Consider the following 20,219-nt stretch of genomic DNA (forward strand, 5'->3'; position numbering starts at 1 on the left):
AGCTTGTACTGAACTTTAATAAACCTCAGAACGCCTTATTTGCAATAAGCAGTGTTATACACTATTTTAAGTTTTTAAGATATGCTTCTAATTCAGTGATAACCCATTCAGGTTCTCCAAGATGGATGTAATGACCACTATTAGTTGTGTTTAATATTTTTACATTGGGCTTATTTTTTTTCCAATCTGAAAATTGCTTTTCCTTAATTTTAGCATTTTGCTTCGTTAGAAATGTACTCGCTTGGTAGGAGGCAAGAATTGTGATCGGGATATCTGTAGGAAGTGGATACATTCTCATTATTTGATCAATGTTATAGGCTTCTTTCCATTCGTTAAATACACCAATAGTTCCTTTTTTATAACTAGTGTCCCATGCCGTTTTCATTGAATCTGCAGATTCTGGAGACATATGATTGAAAACCTCTTCATAGATGTACTCATTAGTTGGATCGATTAAGAATAAGCCTGCAACTTTAGATGGAAATGACTGTTGATACTTTCTAACAATATGACCTCCTAGAGAGTGTCCTACTAAAATGATAGGTCCATCAATATTATTTTGGCTGATTAAAATGTCTAAGTCTTTTACTAAATTTTCGATAGTTCTTGGATTATCTGTGGCTGGTGATTGTCCTATTCCTCTTCTATCGTAAGCTATTGTTTTATAGTTTTTAGAAATGCTTGTTTGAATACTTTCCCAATTATTTAAAGGGGTTCCTAATCCTGATTCAAAAATGATAGTTGGACTTCCTGTTCCTTTAATAAGTGTGTTAAATGCTACTGTTTTGTCCGTTTCTATTTTACCCTTTGTTTTTATATCATCGGCCTGTGCATTTTTATTGTTTGTATTCATGCATGCTATAAAAGGGATAAACAATAAAAGACTTAATTTTGACATATTCATAATTGTGTATCAGTACGAATATCAAACAGCCGTGAGATATTCCATTTATATAGATTGATTTTATTTCTGTCTAGATCGTTAGGTGCTAATCAAATATAGTATTTCTATTTTGGAATTTAGAATGATAAGGTTGCAAATCGAAGATCCTTTAAGGAAGTTTAAACTTTTGTGACGTAACATCAGAAATATTATGGGGCTGGGAGCAACACCAGGGCATAAGTCTTCGTTCGACAATATCTGAACAGATAAATTATGTTACTTTTTCAATAAAGGATTAGAAATCTGGATGAATAGCAATGTTTAAAGCACAGCTTGCGCGACTTCATCTTCTCCGGCAATAATTTCGAAGGTTGTATTATTTTGAACCTTGTCATTGAGTACTTCAACCAAAGTTTTTGCAACATCGGCTCTTGATATTTTACCTGCTTTATTCAACTTCTCTTTCAATTCTATTTTGCCAGTTGGTCCGTTATCCGTTAATTGACCTGGACGTACGATACTGTATGGCACACCGCTTTCTCGCAAATGTTCGTCTGCATTTTGTTTAGCTTTTAAATAATCTTTTAAGGACTCACTTTGGCTCGGGTTATCTGCGCCCATCGAACTGAGCATCACGAATTTTTTAATACCTGCGAGCTGCGCTGCGTCCGTCATTTTTTTTGCACCTTCTTGATCTACTGCTATCACATTTTTCCCTTTCGATCCTGCTGCAAAAATCACTTTATCTGCATCCATTACAGCTTCAGTTAAATTAGCTGTTAAGTCTGCCATAACCGTCGCGACATTGTCCTTTTCAAATCGATTGTTCTGCTCTTTAGTCCGCACCATTGCAATCGGTGTATACAGATTCGATTCTTTTAATAATTGTATGATCATTCTACCAGTTGTTCCATTGGCACCGGCGACTAATACTTTTTCTTTATCCATCTTTATTTTTGTGATTAATTGATTCAATCATCCAAGTCTTGGACAATAAAATGAACCAGACACATGTTTAATGCAGTTCATTTCTCGTTTAGAGGAATATAAGTAAAATAAGGCGTTTTTCCAAGGTTTAAGCCATTTGATTTTAAAAAGTATGCTTCAAGTCTACCTTCAATATTTTTATAAATAGTGGCATTAGAATTTGTATATTACACCCAATGAGATTAAGCCTTACTATTTTATTGATCACTATCACCTGTGGAAGCTTTGGGCAAAAACCGAACCTTTCAGACATTCAATTTGCAGAACGGAAGGATACGACCGCAAGCATTTATGCTACCCTTCATATTAAAGATACATCGGCTTTAATTCTGCACTATAATATATACACGAGTAGAGCTTACAATTATACAGCCAACTATATCATTTTTTATGAAAACGGTAAAATTGAATTGACGACTACGTCATTCGATCATATCGAAAATAAAGCCACACGCCTGAAGGTTAAAGGTAAATCGCGTAAACCTTTCTTTGAATTATTAAATGACATCATAGATTCGAACAGATATACATTTAACCAGTATCAATTAAATATTCAGGAAAAAAAGATGATTGATCCAAAAGAAAACGATTTTCAGTCCATACCAATAGACATTTCACATGGTGCAACCTATCGCATTGAATTTATAAAAGGGAATGGAATTAGCAGTTATTCAACCTTTGAGCCAAAGACATATATAGACGCAGATTTTCCTGGAAAAGAAGAAAGAATTCGTTTTATGGTATTGTTCAAAGATTTGGAAGCTGTTTTTAATGAAGCAATTGCGAAATAAGCGATCAACAATTCAAATACACGCAGTCGATTTAATCCTTAAAATAATGGGCCCAAATTTCCTTTACTTTTTCTTCAGTTAAAGGCTTTTCTATTAACCCTTTAATTGTCGGTTTAAAATCGTTGGCTTTATTCAAATCTTTTGGGTTGTTTGATGTTGTGAGCATCATGACAATAACACCTGTTTTTCTTTCTGCCGGTAAATCTTTATAATTCTCAAGAAATTCAAACCCGTCCATATAAGGCATATTGATATCTAAAAGAATCAATTCAGGGAGATCTTCTGAAGCGCAAGAATTAATATAATCTAATGCTTCTTGACCATTTTCAGCAATATTGATGGAATCGACTAGCTTCAATTCATTCAATAGCATTTTATGTAAAAAATTCGTTGCCAAATCATCTTCAACGAGTAATATATTCTTTAATTTTTTCATTTCAATTGCATGCGTAGTTTAAACAATCATCGATCCAAACGTTTTAAATATTTAGGAAAATCACAAATTTCAAACGCCTGATTAAGTTTTATTTTTTAAATATACATAAAATGTAGAACCCACATCTACTTCACTCTTAACATCTATCTTTCCACCGTATTTTTCTATTGATCTTTTGATCATATAAAGTCCTATTCCACTCCCTTCATTCTGCGTATAAATTCGTTTGAATAAACCAAATAATTTTTCACGTTGTGTTTTTAAATTTATTCCTAAACCGTTATCAGTAAATGCCAAACACAAATAATCACCTTCTATCTTTGCTGTTATATCAATTTTTAATTTTCGATTCGGTGAATGATATTTCACTGCATTACTTATTAAATTCTGAAAAATACTGATCAATACTCTTCTTGAAAATTTAACTGTCGGATATTCGAAAGCTGTTGAAACTTCGCCATCAACCGCTTTTATTTTCATACGCAGATTATTATGCACTTCTTTAAATACATTTTCCAATCTCAATTCTTCTTCGTCGTCCTCAAGATCCCCTTCCTGTGTTACTTTTACTAAGTCTGCAATAATTCGACTTGCTTGGTCGGTTGAAATCTCAAGATATTCTTTAATTTGTTTCGTTCTTTCATCCTCTAAATCCAATCCCTTCATTAAAGCTATATGCAAACCTTTAATATTATCGACAGGCACTTTTAAATCATGCGTAGCGATATAGGCAAACTCTTGTAGTTCTTTTATTTTATCTTCATTCTTATTAAAAATCTCCTCCAGCCTATGACTCATTATATTTAAAGAGTCGCCCAGCAAAGCCAATTCATCATTGCCTTTTAATTTTGTTTGCATGCCGAATTTTCCAGCACTCACCTTCTGTGCTAAGTCACTCAATTTGTAAATAGAGTCCAAAATCGAATTAACAACCTGCCTCGCTACAATAAAACCGACAACAATACCGATAATTCCTAAAATAAAAATAATGGTCGAAGCCGACTTTAAATTGTTCAACAGCTCGTTCTGAGAAGACTCATATTGATGATTATAGCGTGATTGTAAACGATTAATACCATCGTCTATCATAAAGTGTATGGGAGCCGTCTGCTGACTAATCATAATTCGTGCCTCCTTCAATTTAGCCTTATCCTCATAATCCTGCTTCGTAACAAGAATATTGATCAATTCTTTATTGAGTACTATCAACTTTTCTGACTGATCAATTATATCTTCAAATAACTTACTTTTCGAATCGTTTGCGGTAAGCGTCTTATTAATGGTTGAAATTTTAGATTTAAAATGTGGTAATTCAACATCTACTAAAGCATTTATTTTATTGACTGCTCTTTTATCGTAATTGGCCACCCAAGTATTGTTCAATAGTCCGAGCTCTCTATTCAACATTTTGTATTCGTCTAATAATTTTAAGGTAGGTCCAGAATTTTCTTTTAATTCTATGAATGTGTTTTTGGCGCGATAAGTAATCACTTGATTAATGACGATCTCAGCTAAGAGTACTATGATAAGGAAACCAAATGCTATAATTAATTTTTTCTGAATCTTCATTTTCAAAGAATTATTCGTTTATCAAGCTAACCTCACCTTTCCCAGTCGATTCATAGAGCGAAAAATATATACCTCTTGATGTTCCATCCTCATTGATACGTAAATTTCCACAAACGCCTTGATAATGCTCCATTTTCAAAATTGACTCTATCAACCAATCTCCAAAAGCTTCTGTTTCTTTTTTATCTTTATTTACTTTTTTTATTTCATTTAAAGTTAATCGCATAGCGTCATAGGCTTGCATTGCCGGCCAAACAGAAAATAGTTTTTCATTATATTTATTTTCATAATCATTTAAAAAATTCTCCGCTAAAATGTAATTTCCATCTTTAGCCGTAAAAAATGGAAACTCGGTGTTGATTAAGGTACCTTCAGAATTGTCATACAGTTCAGGATCCATCATTGTAGTTGCACCAAAAAATTGTGCGGTTATTCCTACTTCCCTAATTTGTTTCATCGCAAATCCAAACTCTTTATAACCAAAGAAAACGTATGCATCATAGGCTTCTGTTTGCATCAAACTAATGTCATCAGAAAAATCTTCCTGTCCTACTCCTACTTCCAATATTTTGTTTTCAATACCAACTTCATCTAAAATTCTTTTTACTTCCATTGCCCCACGTTTCATAAAATCATTAGGATATTGTAATATAATAACTTTCTGCAGATTTAATTGAATAATTCTAAGCGCAACCAACCCCATCGCATCCTCTGTAGACTTAGCAATGTTAAAGGTGTTTTTATTCAAACTGGCCAATAAATGATCATTATTTAAAGGATTCACTAAAATGACATTTTCTGCCAATATTTTATCTTGAACAGCTATTGTTCCATCCGTATTACTAATGAATAAGACATCAATATTATGCTCTTTTCTTAGTTTATTGTAAGCTGGAATTGCATTTTTTTTATCCCACTGATCATCTTCAATAAAAAAGTTCACTTTAGGCTCGTTTGGAGCACGTTGCTTATTGTATTGCTCAATAACCAATTCCATGGCTTGTGATGGAGCAATCCCCAAATCAGTAGCTCTTGTAGTTAATGGACCAATATATCCGATATTAATCTCTTTAATTTCATGACTGGAACAACCTGTTAAGCATACAATTAAAGCAATAAATGCCATTTGATTGAAGAGAACGAAGTACGATTTAATTTTCATAAAATATTCGAATTAAAACCTAATTTTATATTCCAAACCATACCCAAATCCATAATTATCATTCGGTAAATAATCATTAATTCGGAATTCAAGTACGGCATAAAGTTGATCAATTATTCTTAATCCGAGCTGATGCTCTGTCACAAACTTCATCATTACTTTATTATTATCACTTAAAAAATTCTGATCAATAAAGCCACCAATATAAATTCTGTCGTTCAAGACGGTCGGCAAAATTTTTAATTTATACACATGTTCTATTTGCGTTAAGTATTCTGTTTGCTTATTCTGCGCGAATTGAATAAAAAAGGGATTAATGGAATATGAAAGATTCAATTTTTTAAAGAAATTGCGTAACCCTTTTGATTTATGCAAACTCCAGCGAAATCCAAATTTGAGCACATCATTATTAATACCTGATTTTAAAACCCATTGACTTGTAAAATCTAAAGGAATATTTTTCATGAAATTCCACCGTACATTCTGCTCAGAATAATAATTACTTAAATCTGATGTACGTGTAGGACCTTGAAAATTCGTTAAAGAAAAATATTGAATACGATGTGGCAAAATTGCCAATATATTCAAAGTCATGACACTGAATTCTCGGGTATCATAATAACCGTTAAAATCTAGAAAACCTTTATTAATGTGTTTGGCTTGTTTAATCTCTGTTGTATCTTGAGCGTAACCATTTGAATTTACAGTTAGTAAAAGCAAACAATATATGTAAAATTGGCAACGCATGGCTATTCAGTATTAACTTGCCAATAACATATTCAATTTATTAATAGTAAATGGTTTTTGGAGGAATACAATTTCTTCGGCAAATGTCAATTTATCACTATATTTTTTAAAATCTTGCCCAGTTAAAATAGCAATTTTCTTATGATTTAGATCCACACGATTTCTAATCACACCTTTAAGGACATCTAAGCCGTCAAAAGCAGGCATTTCCAGGTCAATGAGCATTACATCAATGTCTAGATCATTTTGGAGGATATAATCTAATGCAAGCCTACCATCATCGAAAATGATAATATTGGCATTTTGATATTCCGATAAAATTAAGTGATGAATATAAGCCGTTACAGCAGAATCGTCATCTAAAAGTAAAAAAGTTAACTGTTTCATGGGATAGGTTTTGTTATTGTTGAATTCAAACAGTAACAGTACACAGTAATAATTGCAAGGCTCTGCAACAATTAAAACACTCCTTTTCTACTTTATAATTAAATATAATGACGCATATACATTATTATATTAAACGATAAGTAAAATTCAGAAATCTTTTAATTACACTTTTGTAAAGTTACTAAAGATGAATTCGCGAATAAATTATTAAATAAGTTATAATTTGGGTTAATCTAAAGTAAAGATGCAAATAACTAAGACGCGAAAAAAGAAACCTCGATGACAACATGTTTTTACTCGATAATTGACATCAAATAAAAATTTTCATTTATATTGTTTGACCGTCCTAATCTTATTTTTAAAAGGATTTTGCACGCAATAACCTTTATTACCAACCATGACACATAATACCAAAGCACTGGCTACATTTTTTGATGCTGATGAAAAACGAATGAATTTTCTAAAGGCCATTCTCCCGATCTATGTTCAAGAGTTGAATAAGGCGGTCGTTCAAATGAAGAATGCTTATCAGGCAAAAGATACTGATGCCTTTTTGGCTATTATTCATAAAATGAAAGGCTCGGCTTTAACTTTTGGTGCAAAACCTGTTTCATCGGAATGTATTTTAATTGAAGATAAGTATGAGCTGAGTAAGGATATTACTGAAATTGATATTGAGGTTTTGTTGGTAGCTGTTGAAGAGCTCAATGCGCTGTTTTCGGGTGAAGAAGGGAATTGATTTTGGGGGGCATGATCCGAGCAGACTTACCAACTTCGTTGGTAGCGTTGTTCTGATGTATTTTTTGGGGAGTTCGATTTTTTTGGGCTCGACAGGCTCGATAATTTTTGGAAGCCATAACCGAACTGACTTACCAACTTCGTTGGTCGTTGTTCTGATGTTTTTTTTTGGGGAGTTCGATTTTTTTGGGCTCGACAGGCTCGATAATTTTTGGGGGGCCATAACCGAACTGACTTACCAACTTTGTTGGTTGCGTTGTTCTAGTATTTTTTTAGGGGAGATGTTTTTTAGGCTCGCTTTGCTCGATGGGTATTCGACATATAACGGATTACTCGCTTTGCTCGTGATCCTTGGGGACTCCGGTCGAATAAAAGCTTTAAAAATCTGCGATTTTTTTGATCTTTTGTTGTCTTTAGCTCTCGCTCAACCCGAAATTTCGGGTTGGACTCTTGCTCAAAACAACAAAAGCTCACCGCAGAGCGGAAAGCTTTTGTTCTTGTGAGCCCGGAAGGATTCGAACCTTCGACCGCCTCCTTAGAAGGGAGGTGCTCTATCCAGCTGAGCTACAGGCCCAATACATAAATGTATTGTACTCAATACTAAAAATAAAAGGAGATGAAAAATTCATCTCCTTTTAGTCGGGGTGGCAGGATTCGAACCTGCGACCTCCTCGTCCCAAACGAGGCGCGATGACCGGGCTACGCTACACCCCGTAGCTGTATGCGAGCGCAAAGATAACTCTTTTTTATTTCTGTGCAACGCAATACTTCTTTTTTTTTAAAAATTTTAAAAAATAATGTGGAGAGACGGGGATTCGAACCCCGGGTACCCGGTTAAGGGTACGCTTGTTTAGCAAACAAGTCCTTTCGGCCTCTCAGGCACCTCTCCAGTATTTCATTTATAGAGTTACAAGACTAATCTTGTTTGACCTCCCAATTGCTATTAAGAAAGCCATTCTCTAGTACTTTTAAAATTCATTTTCAATGAACGCGGGTGCAAATATATGAAATTCATATAATGGTAGCGCTAACTTTTTAATAAATTTCAAACTTTTTTTTAACGTTCGATTAATGTCGTATCCAAGACTACATTTTCAACAGGATTTTCTTCCTTACTTTCAATGCGTTTCAATAGTAAGCGAAGTGCTGTAACACCCAAATCATCAATAGGTTGAGCGATAGCTGAAATTTTCATACTAACTAAATCAAACAATTCAACATCATCAAAACTCACAATTGTTAAAGCATTAAAAATATCCTTTTCTTGAATAGATTTTTTTAATAAAGCTTTCGCAATTGAATTATTACTACAAAATATTCCTGTTGCACCTATTTTTTTGACCTCTTCCAAGGCATTTGAAACTGCTATTTCAATATTGTCATGCGGAATTTGGAAGATTTTAGCATTTTCATCTTTCAATGCTGCTTTAAACCCTTCTACCCTTTTTGCGATAGAACTAATATGAGAAGGTGATATCGCAAAACAAACTGGCATATTCACCTCTTTGTCTACTAAATATTTTGTCGCTTTAAAGGCACCCTCATAATTTGAAACCGAAACAGAATCTATTGGTAAGTCATCAAAAGTACGATCGACTAATACAACCGGAAATTGTTTAAAATTTAAACCGATAATATCATTCTTATGTTCGAACGAAGATGCCAGTATCAAACCATCGATATTTCTATTGATTAATTCTGTTATTAATTTCTTTTCCTTTTGGATGTCTTCGTAACTATTCGATATAATAAGATTATAACCTTTTGCATAAGCATCCTTCTCGATTGCTTTACATAGTGTACCATAAAAAACATTTGAAATGTCTGGAACAATTACACCGATAGTATTTGTTCGGCCTACCCGCAGGCCACGTGCGTATTGATTGGGTATATAATTTAGTTCTTTGGCTTTTTTTCGGACGCGTTCCTGCGTTTGTGCATTTATTCCACGTTCGTTTCCTTTATCATTTAATACTAAAGAAACCAAAGCTTTTGAGACACCCAGCACTTCGGCAATGTCTTTTAAAGAGACTTTTTTCATTTATTTATTCAATTTTTTGAGGCGATATAAATCTAACTAAAACTTTTAGATATTAAGCTTCATTAAATTATATATTTAAAAAAATCTAAAAGAAGGATCAAGGTAAATTGAGCAGATAACACCTCAAGAATTATTCGATAATTTGGTTTTAAACGATAAACCCCAACCATGAAAACGATTAAAAATAGGTTAAATATTAAATCTGCATAGATAAATAAGTTATTGAATTTCAATGCTAAACAGAGCAATAGCAAAAGACTTAACCCAAGTCCAATGAAGATGTTTTTGGTCTGCTTATACAAATAAAATATAGCAATAAAAAAGAAGCTAAAATAGAGGAATAAACCGATATATGCTAGCCAATTATGATCGAGAAAGGCAACTACACCATCAAATTCGTTCCGTTCAAATAAATACCGAACAAAACCGTCTTGTAGGGTGTATGCCAATATTGCAATATTAAAACCTAATAGGTAAAACCAGTCTTTGACTTTTAAATGGACAATAAGGAAGTATAAACTGACCAAGAATAAGATACCGGCATTCAAAAAAATGGGTGTCGCAAAACCTCCTAGAGAAAACAAAGAGTTTAAACCGTAAATTAAATAAATCAATCCAATTGTGAAAACAACTTTAAATTCCTTTGTCATAATTAAGCGATACCTAAAGCCTCTTCAATATATTTAAATGTTGATAATACTACAGGTTTTCCGTCTACTACGGCTACATCATGTTCAAAATGAGCAGATGGCTTACCATCACCAGTTAAAATTGTCCAACCGTCACTCAGTTGTTTAATTTTTTCTGTACCCATATTGATCATTGGTTCAATCGCAATTGTTAATCCGTTTTGAATACGCTTGCCTCTCCCCCTTTTTCCATAATTCGGTACTTGTGGATCTTCATGCATCGTTCTACCTAAACCATGACCAACTAATTCTCTCACCACTCCATAACCATGAGCTTCGGCATGTTGTTGAATTGCAAATCCTATATCAGACAATCTATTGCCTACTCTTGTCGCTTCAATTCCTTTATCCAAACATTCTCTAGTTACACGCAATAAATCTTTGGTTGCTTGATCAACCTCACCAACTTCAAATGTATAGGCGTGATCTCCATAAAAACCGTTTAAGATCGCACCACAGTCAACAGAAACTATATCCCCATTTTCGTATGGTTTTGTGCTAGGAATTCCATGAACGATCTCTGCATTTGGAGAAATACAAAGCGTATTTGGAAAATCATACAAACCTAAAAAGCCTGGAATTGCACCATGGTCACGAATACATTCTTCAGCTAGCTTATCTAATTCTAGCCCTGTAATTCCTGGTTTAATAACCTTAGCTAATTCTCCAAGTGTTTTAGAAACAACCAATGCTGCTTGACGCATTAATTCGATCTCTTCGGCGGTTTTGTAAATTATCATGAGGGCAAAATTAATTAACTTTAATCGATAATAAAATTTATCTAAACTAAAAACCCTGTCTTATTTGCATAAAACAGGGTTTTGATATTTTTATATATTCCTTTGGAATCTATTTCAATACGTCAGCAACTAAATCAGCTGCTTCCTGCAATAATACTGCAGAGTGTACATTTAATCCAGAAGCATCAATTAAAGCTTTCGCTTCAACAGCATTTGTTCCTTGTAAACGAACAATAATTGGCACTGGAATTTCACCCATGTTCTTGTATGCATCAACAATACCTTGAGCAACACGATCACATCTTACAATTCCACCAAAAATATTTACTAAAATAGCTTTTACATTGTCATCTTTTAAGATAATTCTAAAAGCTTTTTCAACTCTTTCTGCATCAGCAGTACCACCTACATCTAAGAAGTTTGCTGGGTTACCACCTGACAATTTAATGATATCCATTGTCGCCATTGCAAGTCCAGCACCATTCACCATACAACCTACGTTTCCGTCAAGGTTTACAAAGTTTAATCCTGCATCACCTGCTTCAACTTCAATCGGATCCTCTTCAGAAACATCGCGCATTGCTGCATAATCTTTGTGACGGTATAATGCGTTGTCATCTAAAGTTACTTTAGCATCAACAGCAATAATTTTATCATCAGAAGTTTTTAAAACTGGGTTGATCTCGAACATTGAAGCATCACAACCAACATATGCATTGTATAAAGAATTAACGAATTTCGTCATTCCTTTAAAAGCAGTACCTGATAAACCTAAGTTAAAAGCAATTCTTCTTGCTTGAAAACCTTGTAATCCAACTTTAGGATCAACAGCTTCTTTATAAATTAAGTGCGGAGTTTCTTCAGCAACAGTTTCAATATCCATTCCACCTTCTGTAGAATAAACAATCATATTTTGTTCCTTCTCACGGTCTAAAAGTACAGACATGTAAAATTCAGACGGTTCAGAATCTCCAGGATAATAAACATCCTCAGCAATTAAAACTCTATTTACTTTTTTACCTTTTTCATTGGTTTGTTTTGTCACCAAATGTCCACCTAAAATTCCTTCTGCCTTCTCTTTTACAAAATCAATACCTTTTGCTAAAACAACCCCGTGAGATTGTGTTTCGGTAACTAATCCTTTACCTCTACCACCTGCATGAATTTGTGCTTTCACAACAAACCACTCAGTTCCAGTAGATTTACTTAATTCTTTAGCTTTTTCTACAGCCTCTGCTGCGTTATCAACAACAACGCCTCTTTGGATAGCTACGCCAAAACTTTCTAATATCGATTTTCCTTGGTATTCGTGTAAATTCATTTGAAGTATTTTTATGGTTCGTAAAAGTAATTGATATCTTTAAATTGACAAGGTAATTCCTTCTTTTTTGATGTTTTTTTAAGACTTTATTCAGATTACCATTTTCTCGTTATTTTTTAGTTCACCATTTTTTTAGCCTATTTTATCCCTAGTAATCAATTCATCAAGTTCTTTTAACCAATTATCGAAAAAAATAATCAATGAGGGCTAACATAAAAAAACTTATGATTATCTTTCGTAGAAATAAAGAATTAATCATTTAAAAAATAAAATAATGAGTTATTACAAAACGATTGACGGTGTTAAATATGACGGTGAATTAATTGAATTGGCTGACAAGTTAACTGCAGGTTCCGGAGATGGTAGAATTTCTAAAGAAGATGCTAGTCAAATTTTAGAAGCTGTTAAAGATGGTGCCAGTTATACTGACATTGAGAAAGATACAGTAAAACATTTAAGAGATAATTATAAGTGGACAGAGGCTGCTGATGAATGGTTCAGATCTGAAATCAGAAAATGGGCTGCTACGAAATAATTTCATATTCAGACTTGAAAAAAAATCCTTTGCAATTTTGTAAAGGATTTTTTTATGCCCTACATTTTTAAATATATCCTTTTACCCAATAAGTTGTATACCCAATCCATTCATGGATAAGCACACCCCAGTCTGTAAAATTTGAAGCATTTGGAATGAAGTATTGATCTAATTTATAACCTCGAATTTCACCTGTAAAATGATCGGTTGAAAAATAACCTATATTTTCAAAGCCTGCTTTTTCAAAACAAGCAATAGACCTTTTCATATGTGTTGCTGATGTCACTAACAACACTTTCTTTAATGAAGGATAATCCTCAAGTACTTTTTTAGCCTCCACCGCATTCTCATAGGTATTTTTCGACTTTTCTTCTGTTATTATATCACTCGCAGGTATCCCCATTTGAATTAATGCAGCTTTAAACTGTGCTGCTTCTTGAAGTGATTCGTCCAGTAAATTTCCATTAGCACCTACAATCATTATCTTTTTTACTCTTTTCTCACCATATAAATGCAAGGCTTGCCACAATCTATCCCCTCCTCTACGCAAACTTAAACGTTCTAAATTATTATCATATTCAGCCATACCTCCCAATACAATAGCCACATCATAATTCTCTATTTCACTATACTTTATTCCTTTAGATTCCCACATCCGTGCGAACTCCAAAAAGATAACTGAATTGGTGAAAAATAACATCCCAAAAATGGCCAATCTAAAGGTCCATTTCTTTAAAATTTGGCGTTTTGTGAAATAAGCCACTAAGATTAAAATGATGATCCAAGAGTACGGTTGGACTAAAAAAGAGAAAAATTTCGATAAGATGAAAAACATAGTCGATGAAGCTAACTGGTTTGTTATTGTACGCAAATATAATACATTACCTTTGTTGAAACTAAAAACAAAATAAAATGCAAGAAGGAAACGAAACGATAAATGATGCTTTAAAACCTGTCGCTGATGCAAGTTCAGGATGGAGTTTTGACATGTCAACAATATGGGATAAACTAATTGAATATGGAACAAGTTTAATATTTGCAGTTGCCATTTTAGTGATTGGTTTTATGATCACAAAGAAAGTAACAAAAATGTTTAGTAAAATGCTTAAAAAGAAGGAATTTGACGCTTCTTTATCAGGATTTTTAATCAGCATGGTATCTGTTATATTAAAAGTATTAGTTGTACTTACAGCTTTAGGCCAATTAGGAATTGAAATGACTTCGTTTATTGCAATTATTGGTGCCGCTGGTTTGGCAATTGGTATGGCTTTCTCTGGAACATTAGGGAATTTTGCTGGTGGTATCATGATTCTAATTTTCAGACCTTATAAAGTAGGTGATTATATTAAAGCACAAGGTGAAGAAGGTATTGTTCAACAAATTCAAATTTTTAATACTATTATTTTAACCGTAGATAATAAAACGATTATTGTACCAAACGGCGCAATGGCAAATGGTAATATGACAAACTTTACTGAACAACCTATTAGACGTGTTGATTTCACTGTAGGTATTGCTTACGGCGACGACTACGATAAGGCGAAAGCAGTATTAGAAAGATTCATTAAAGAAGATGATAATATTATTCAAGATCAGGCCAACTTCATTGGCTTAGGTACACTCGCTGATTCTTCAGTGAATATCACTTTAAGAGTTTGGACTAAAACAGAAAACTATTGGGACGTATTCTTTAAAATGAATGAAAAGATTTACAAACAATTTGGTACAGAAGGTTTAAACATCCCTTTCCCGCAGATGGACGTACATGTGCACAATGCTTAAAATTTAAATATATTGATATGAAGAAGGGAGCCTAACGGTTCCCTTTTTTCATTTCCGTTCAATTTCTCTTAACAATTCCAACTGCTCTCGCATTGATACTGATGCAGGTAATCCGAAGGCTGATTCGAATAATAAATTAACTTCTGGATAAAGCACACGATTCTCATATTTAAAATCGCGCATAAAATGAACGAATTTAAGTACTTTAAAAGCATCAAACCATCTGAAGAACCGTTTTTGAAATGATTTTAAGTCTTTAGAATTCTTTCTTACCTCTGACAATTTCTCTTCGAATAATTGTTCCTTCAAAAAGCGTTTTAATCCTTCCTCAGCGGCAGGACTCAATTTCATATCAATATCCTCAAGACTTGTTTGATATAGTCCATCTACAATACTCACGAAGGCTTTAAGAATATTAAAAATTTCAAATTGATAAGTTAACATCGCTGTCGACTGGCTTTCTATCCAATCACCAACAGCCTTACCTGTTCCAAATGGCACACGGTCTGAAATTCGAGGAGATGGTATGATTCGTGTCGATTTTAACTCTGTAAATCCGCCTACAGCTATAATTTTATGAATAAAATAAAAATCTTCGCCCGCTTTTCGCTTATTCATTCCACCTTGTGCTTGGTAAATTTCTGAACGAACGGCCATGCTAGATCCCACTGTATGATACGCATACGGAAGGTTGCAATAATTTAAAGCTTGGTTATAATAACGTAAATGCAATTCGTACTGCATTATTCCATCATATATTTCTTGCTGAAATTCGGTACCTTCAATGGGATGCTCGTAATACACCGAACAACCTGGGGAATTTGTATTGTACTGAAAATGATTGTTTACTTCAATTAAGAAATTCTTGTCACATGTCGCATCCGCATCAAAACAAACAATTATACCGTTTATTTTAAGCAATTCGAATCTTGCAACAGCTTCATCCATGCCTATTTTACGCGCCAATCCTACCCCAGCATGCTTCTTAGGCAAATTCTCTTCATGAATAAATTTAAATTGAAGTTGACTTGTATTAATTGTTGTCGCCCATGCCGAACATTCTTCGAGGGTCGCTCTATTTTTATCCTTAATTTCTTGACTATGGACTAGGCCTGCATTAATTACAGTGATCACCTCAACGGCAAAATCACCTAAATCACAAGCATATATTGATTTTAAAGACCTTAATAAATCAGGTTCGTTAAAACATGGAATTACAATAACAAGTTTTAGATTAGGATAAGGTAAATCAGTGAACTTTGGTGATTGAAAACCAAATCTTTCGAGATAAAAATTCATTGAAAAATACTAAGGGGAAATTCTAAATGAATCCCAGTTATTTTCATTTTTCTCAAAACAGATACGATCATGTAAGCGTCCTGCTCTACCTTGCCAAAATTCAAAAAAAGTTGGTTCGATAATATACCCACCCCAATGTGGAGGTCTTGGTACTTCATTTGGAAACTTCTTTTCCATCTCCGCCATTTTCTTTTCTAAAAAAGCACGATTTGGAACTTTCTCACTCTGATTTGATGTCCAAGCACCTAGTTGACTTAAGCGTGGTCTGGACTTAAAATACGCGTCTGATTGTTCTGCAGAAACTTTACGAATTGTTCCTTCAACACGTATTTGTCGTTCTAATTCTGACCAGAAAAACAATATAGAAGCCCGGTTATTCTTTGAAATATCTACACCTTTATGACTGTTATAATTGGTGTAAAATACAAAGCCATTTTTATCGTATTCCCTTAAGAACAAAATTCTAGAACTAGGTTGACCTGACGCTGAAACCGTTGATAACACTATATTATTCGGTTGTACACACTTCTCAGTATAAGCAGCATCGTACCATTGTTCAAAAAGTTTATATGGATTTTGAACAAGACTTTCACTCAACGATCCTTTCAAAAAATCATTGTGCTCATTTCGTGTCTCGTCTAAATGATTCATTTTACTCTTCTTCTTCGCTTGCGTTGAATGCAACGTTAATATTTGGAGACTTTATTTCCTCCTCTTCTTCCTCTTCAGGTTGAACGGAAACTGAAGCAGCAACTGCAGCTTCTTCTTGATATTGACTAGCATCATCATCTGTTGCAGATCCATCATAAGGGTATATCTCAACGATAGGTGTCACTGAAATCATAGGAATTTCAAAAGTAACCATCATCCCTTTTAAGCTTTCTTCAATTCTTTCGTAAGCTTCTTTAACTGAATGAGCCGAAACTAAAAAGTTATTGTTTACCTTTTTTTCTTTACCTGAATCACCATCTTCTGTGATATAAGAAACTTTACATTTATACCATACCTCAGCATCTGAATAATGAAAGATATCTGCAAACTCAGTTTTAGAAATAGAGGTTACTAAAAATTCACCACGTGTAAATTCACCAACCTCTTGATAGATTCTAGCTTCTGCGTCAGTAAACGAAATTGAATTAACCAAATAAGGTTCTGTAACTCGTTTTAATGTTCCGTCTTGAAATTCTTTTGTGAATTTTACTTTTACTGTATACCAACTATTCATTTCTCCAATTTATTTGGTGCAAAAATAGTAATTATAGCAGTTAAATCGGTTAGAAAATTTAGATTATTTATTTAAAAATCATACATCTTATGATTCCACCATACAGCAAAAGCAGAGACGCTATATTTCACCATTATTGTATTGCCTTGTACTCTAAATTCTTGGACTTTTTGTCTGGTAATTTCAATCTCCTCTCCTCTAACAAACGCACTTACTCCACCCCATTTATTGATATAACCCATAATTCCACCGTCTATTTGAGGCGCAGTGACTACATCATTAAAAATTTGATACACTTTTTCGTTGTACCATATTTTAGAGATACCAATATCTTTAAAGTAAACCATACTATCACTCACCATCACATCTTGCATGTCAAAACCTAAATCAGAAACACGTTCTTCGCGATAAACTTTGTGCGCACCTGCTGCATCTTGATAATAAACAAAATTATTACCTGAAGCATATTGCAATGCATGTTGCGGTTCAGCATCGACAATGTATCCATTATCAAAAACTGTAAAAGTTCCGTTTTGTGGATCGTTGAAAGCAATGATATCTTGACCAGCTGAAAAATCGACAGATAAATTGGTACTTAATAATTCAGTGAATTTACCTCGCCAAAAAACAGAATAATTGCTTGCATTATCTTGATAAACAAACAAATTGGCCCCAATTTGGCTTGAATTCATTGGGTAATCTCCAACAACCATCGCAACAGTTCTCACCTCATCTTGATAATAGTATTTTAAATAACCGCCAATATTGTCTTGAAACAGAACAATACTATCCCCAACAGCAAATGAATTGGCATTGGTTGTTAATATATGTTTTACCCCTCTATCAAACACTCGAATTACGCCAGCTGTTTGCATAACCAATAAATTATCGGTATTAATTAACTGCGTATAACTTTGTCCAAAAAGCGTCGACTTTCCGTCATAATGCAACATTACATCCCCTTTCGAATCGATATAACATACATATTTATTTCCTAGAAAAACATCTGCTGTTTGTTGATAATAGATTTGTTCGAATAAACCGGCATTAAACTGATATAAGCGATTATTCGGTCCTGCAAACACATTGATATCTTGTGCATTCAGGTTGATACTAAAAACGAGTACTAATAATAAGATAAAACTTCTATTCATATTGTAAAATTAAGCAAAAAAAATGCCAACTTCCATTGCATGGAAATTGGCATTAAAACGTTAATTATTAAATTTTATTTTGCAATCTTCTCTTCTGCCAATTTAACAGCATTGTAAACATTCACAATTCCACCTGTTGCAGAAAGTGTATCAAACGCTACTTGGTTTGTTGCTTCTCCTGGTAATGGTGTTGTTCTGTCAATTTCTTGAACCGATGCAAAAATAATTTCTTTAATTTCGATCATTGTTAATGAAGGATAATAAGATTTTAATAAAGCAGCTACTCCAGCAACCATTGGAGCCGCCATTGAAGTACCTTGAATTGCAGCATACTCATCATTAGGAGTCGTTGCATAGATCTCTAAACCTGGAGCAAAAACATCAACCTTAGTTTTGTTATAGTTTGAAAAACTTGCAGCTAAACCTGGACGAACTAAAAATGGACCATCTTTAGACAATTTAGATTTTTTGTATTTAGTTGAAGCTCCTACTTCAATCCAGTTCGTGAATTTTTCATTCATAAAACTGTATTGTGGAGTTGGATAGTTAGGTTCAACACCTATATCTTTAGATGAGTTACCAGCAGCATGTACTAATAATACTCCTTTATCTTCAGCATATTTAATTGCGTTTGCAACTTCTTCTTGATATGGTGAATAAGATTTACCAAAACTCATATTTACAACTTGCGCTCCGTTATCAACTGCATATCTAATTGCTAAAGCAACATCTTTATCAGCTTCATCTCCGTCAGGAACAGCTCTAACAGACATAATTAAAATATTATCTGCTACACCATCATTACCGATACCGTTATTTCTAACCGCTCCAATAATTCCTGCAACGTGTGTTCCGTGAAATGCGTCAGGACCTTCAACATCATTATTCCCGTAGTTTACATCAGTAAAATCATTTGGATTATCTCCAATAATTGTTCTTCCTGCAACCTCAGCATTATAATGTGTATTCAATTGATTCGTAAAATGATCAACTGCACCTTGTAAGCTCTCTTTAGACCAACCATTTTCTAAAGCCATTGTCATAAACTCAACATCAGCAGCCGTAGATGGATCAGATTTTTTCAAACCTTCTAAGTCTTTTACTGTAAAATCTTTTTTTCCTAATTTTGTTTCGATAGACGTTCTTGTCTCTCCTACTTTAGCAATAATTTGTTCAACTCTACCTAAAGTTTGTTGCGCATTAGTAACTGCACCTTCGTATTCAGCTTTAACCACTTTATACAATTCGTAATCACTTTTATCCGTAGGCTTAACATCACTTTCGTTAACACCATCAAATTTCTTAGATAAACTAACATATAAACGAGTAACCTCTAATTGCTCAGAATTCATGTTTTCACCATCAGCATTCCCTAAGAAATTCCAACCGTGTACATCATCAATATATCCGTTATTATCATCATCAATACCGTTACCAGCAATCTCATCAGTATTTACCCAAATTTTGCCTTTTAAGTCTACGTGCTCAATATCAACACCAGAATCAATAACAGCAACTACTACTGGTTTAGATTCTTTTGCAGATAAAAGTTTAGCGTATGCTTTATCCGTACTCATACCAAATTTAGCACCATTATACCAATTCAATATTTTTTTATCAACGTTTTCTTGAGCTCCAACAGTTTGAGAAGCCAATAAAAGCGTTGCTACAGCAATTTTTCCGAATTTATTCATTTTATGATTAATTTTATATTGGCTAAAAGTACAAGAAAT

General features: G+C 33.7%; 21 protein-coding genes and 3 tRNA genes. 4 read left to right on the forward strand and 20 right to left on the reverse strand.

Annotation, left to right across the window (positions count from 1 at the left end):
* Window positions 1-61 precede the first annotated feature (61 nt).
* Window positions 62-898, reverse strand: coding sequence for an alpha/beta fold hydrolase (locus tag T367_RS23860; RefSeq protein ID WP_169736045.1), 837 nt, complete (start codon window positions 896-898; stop codon window positions 62-64).
* 306 nt (window positions 899-1,204) lie between these two features.
* Window positions 1,205-1,831, reverse strand: a complete 627-nt coding sequence (locus tag T367_RS0109705) for an SDR family oxidoreductase (protein WP_027419669.1) — start codon at window positions 1,829-1,831, stop codon at window positions 1,205-1,207.
* Between the two features lie 215 nt (window positions 1,832-2,046).
* Between T367_RS0109705 and T367_RS0109710 the strand changes: the two genes are divergently transcribed.
* The gene (locus T367_RS0109710; protein ID WP_027419670.1) at window positions 2,047-2,661 is read left to right on the forward strand and encodes a hypothetical protein; all 615 of its coding nucleotides are present in this window, start codon (window positions 2,047-2,049) and stop codon (window positions 2,659-2,661) included.
* A gap of 31 nt (window positions 2,662-2,692) precedes the next feature.
* On the opposite strand, the gene T367_RS0109715 is transcribed toward T367_RS0109710, so the two are convergent.
* The 5 genes from T367_RS0109715 to T367_RS0109735 form a co-directional block, all read right to left on the reverse strand.
* Entirely contained in the window at window positions 2,693-3,097 is a 405-nt protein-coding gene (locus T367_RS0109715; protein ID WP_027419671.1) for a response regulator, read from the reverse strand.
* Window positions 3,098-3,178: 81 nt separating this feature from the next.
* The gene (locus T367_RS0109720; RefSeq protein ID WP_027419672.1) at window positions 3,179-4,666 is read right to left on the reverse strand and encodes a sensor histidine kinase; all 1,488 of its coding nucleotides are present in this window, start codon (window positions 4,664-4,666) and stop codon (window positions 3,179-3,181) included.
* 10 nt (window positions 4,667-4,676) lie between these two features.
* Window positions 4,677-5,828, reverse strand: a complete 1,152-nt coding sequence (locus T367_RS0109725; RefSeq protein ID WP_084274369.1) for an ABC transporter substrate-binding protein — start codon at window positions 5,826-5,828, stop codon at window positions 4,677-4,679.
* Window positions 5,829-5,840: 12 nt separating this feature from the next.
* Complete coding sequence (locus T367_RS21990) at window positions 5,841-6,548, reverse strand: hypothetical protein (protein WP_051568476.1); 708 nt, start codon at window positions 6,546-6,548, stop codon at window positions 5,841-5,843.
* A gap of 39 nt (window positions 6,549-6,587) precedes the next feature.
* Window positions 6,588-6,962 carry a response regulator gene (locus tag T367_RS0109735; RefSeq protein ID WP_027419674.1) on the reverse strand — a complete coding sequence of 125 codons (375 nt, stop codon included), beginning with the start codon at window positions 6,960-6,962 and terminating at the stop codon, window positions 6,588-6,590.
* Between the two features lie 397 nt (window positions 6,963-7,359).
* Between T367_RS0109735 and T367_RS0109740 the strand changes: the two genes are divergently transcribed.
* The gene (locus T367_RS0109740) at window positions 7,360-7,701 is read left to right on the forward strand and encodes an Hpt domain-containing protein (protein ID WP_027419675.1); all 342 of its coding nucleotides are present in this window, start codon (window positions 7,360-7,362) and stop codon (window positions 7,699-7,701) included.
* Window positions 7,702-8,200: 499 nt separating this feature from the next.
* Here the strand turns inward: T367_RS0109740 and T367_RS0109750 are convergent.
* From T367_RS0109750 to sucC, 7 genes are all read right to left on the reverse strand, one after another.
* A tRNA-Arg gene (locus T367_RS0109750) sits at window positions 8,201-8,274 on the reverse strand.
* 65 nt (window positions 8,275-8,339) lie between these two features.
* A tRNA-Pro gene (locus tag T367_RS0109755) sits at window positions 8,340-8,414 on the reverse strand.
* An 86-nt stretch (window positions 8,415-8,500) separates the two neighbouring features.
* A tRNA-Ser gene (locus T367_RS0109760) sits at window positions 8,501-8,589 on the reverse strand.
* Window positions 8,590-8,757: 168 nt separating this feature from the next.
* Complete coding sequence (locus tag T367_RS0109765) at window positions 8,758-9,741, reverse strand: LacI family DNA-binding transcriptional regulator (RefSeq protein ID WP_027419677.1); 984 nt, start codon at window positions 9,739-9,741, stop codon at window positions 8,758-8,760.
* A 62-nt stretch (window positions 9,742-9,803) separates the two neighbouring features.
* Entirely contained in the window at window positions 9,804-10,391 is a 588-nt protein-coding gene (locus T367_RS0109770) for a hypothetical protein (RefSeq protein WP_027419678.1), read from the reverse strand.
* A gap of 2 nt (window positions 10,392-10,393) precedes the next feature.
* Complete coding sequence (map, locus tag T367_RS0109775) at window positions 10,394-11,170, reverse strand: type I methionyl aminopeptidase (protein ID WP_027419679.1); 777 nt, start codon at window positions 11,168-11,170, stop codon at window positions 10,394-10,396.
* A gap of 109 nt (window positions 11,171-11,279) precedes the next feature.
* On the reverse strand, window positions 11,280-12,491 hold the full coding sequence (sucC, locus tag T367_RS0109780) for an ADP-forming succinate--CoA ligase subunit beta (RefSeq protein WP_027419680.1): 1,212 nt from the start codon (window positions 12,489-12,491) through the stop codon (window positions 11,280-11,282).
* 274 nt (window positions 12,492-12,765) lie between these two features.
* Between sucC and T367_RS0109785 the strand changes: the two genes are divergently transcribed.
* Complete coding sequence (locus T367_RS0109785) at window positions 12,766-13,026, forward strand: hypothetical protein (protein WP_027419681.1); 261 nt, start codon at window positions 12,766-12,768, stop codon at window positions 13,024-13,026.
* Between the two features lie 67 nt (window positions 13,027-13,093).
* Here the strand turns inward: T367_RS0109785 and T367_RS0109790 are convergent, their stop codons facing one another.
* The gene (locus T367_RS0109790) at window positions 13,094-13,861 is read right to left on the reverse strand and encodes a YdcF family protein (protein ID WP_084274370.1); all 768 of its coding nucleotides are present in this window, start codon (window positions 13,859-13,861) and stop codon (window positions 13,094-13,096) included.
* 77 nt (window positions 13,862-13,938) lie between these two features.
* Here T367_RS0109790 and T367_RS0109800 point away from each other — a divergent pair, with 77 nt between their 5' ends.
* A complete protein-coding gene (locus tag T367_RS0109800; protein WP_245593039.1) occupies window positions 13,939-14,808 on the forward strand; it encodes a mechanosensitive ion channel family protein in 870 nt (289 codons plus the stop codon).
* A gap of 48 nt (window positions 14,809-14,856) precedes the next feature.
* Here T367_RS0109800 and T367_RS21995 read toward each other — a convergent pair whose 3' ends face one another.
* The 5 genes from T367_RS21995 to T367_RS22005 form a co-directional block, all read right to left on the reverse strand.
* A complete protein-coding gene (locus tag T367_RS21995; RefSeq protein WP_051568477.1) occupies window positions 14,857-16,107 on the reverse strand; it encodes a glycosyltransferase in 1,251 nt (416 codons plus the stop codon).
* 9 nt (window positions 16,108-16,116) lie between these two features.
* A complete protein-coding gene (gene pdxH, locus T367_RS0109810) occupies window positions 16,117-16,758 on the reverse strand; it encodes a pyridoxamine 5'-phosphate oxidase (RefSeq protein ID WP_027419684.1) in 642 nt (213 codons plus the stop codon).
* 1 nt (window position 16,759) lies between these two features.
* Complete coding sequence (locus tag T367_RS22000) at window positions 16,760-17,332, reverse strand: DUF4494 domain-containing protein (RefSeq protein WP_035843170.1); 573 nt, start codon at window positions 17,330-17,332, stop codon at window positions 16,760-16,762.
* A 71-nt stretch (window positions 17,333-17,403) separates the two neighbouring features.
* Window positions 17,404-18,486: a hypothetical protein gene (locus tag T367_RS0109820; RefSeq protein WP_027419685.1), complete on the reverse strand. Its 1,083-nt coding sequence runs from the start codon at window positions 18,484-18,486 to the stop codon at window positions 17,404-17,406.
* Between the two features lie 74 nt (window positions 18,487-18,560).
* Entirely contained in the window at window positions 18,561-20,180 is a 1,620-nt protein-coding gene (locus tag T367_RS22005) for a S8 family peptidase (RefSeq protein ID WP_035843196.1), read from the reverse strand.
* Between the last annotated feature and the right edge of the window lie 39 nt (window positions 20,181-20,219).

This window comes from Crocinitomix catalasitica ATCC 23190, from assembly GCF_000621625.1.
GTDB lineage: Bacteria > Bacteroidota > Bacteroidia > Flavobacteriales_D > Crocinitomicaceae > Crocinitomix > Crocinitomix catalasitica.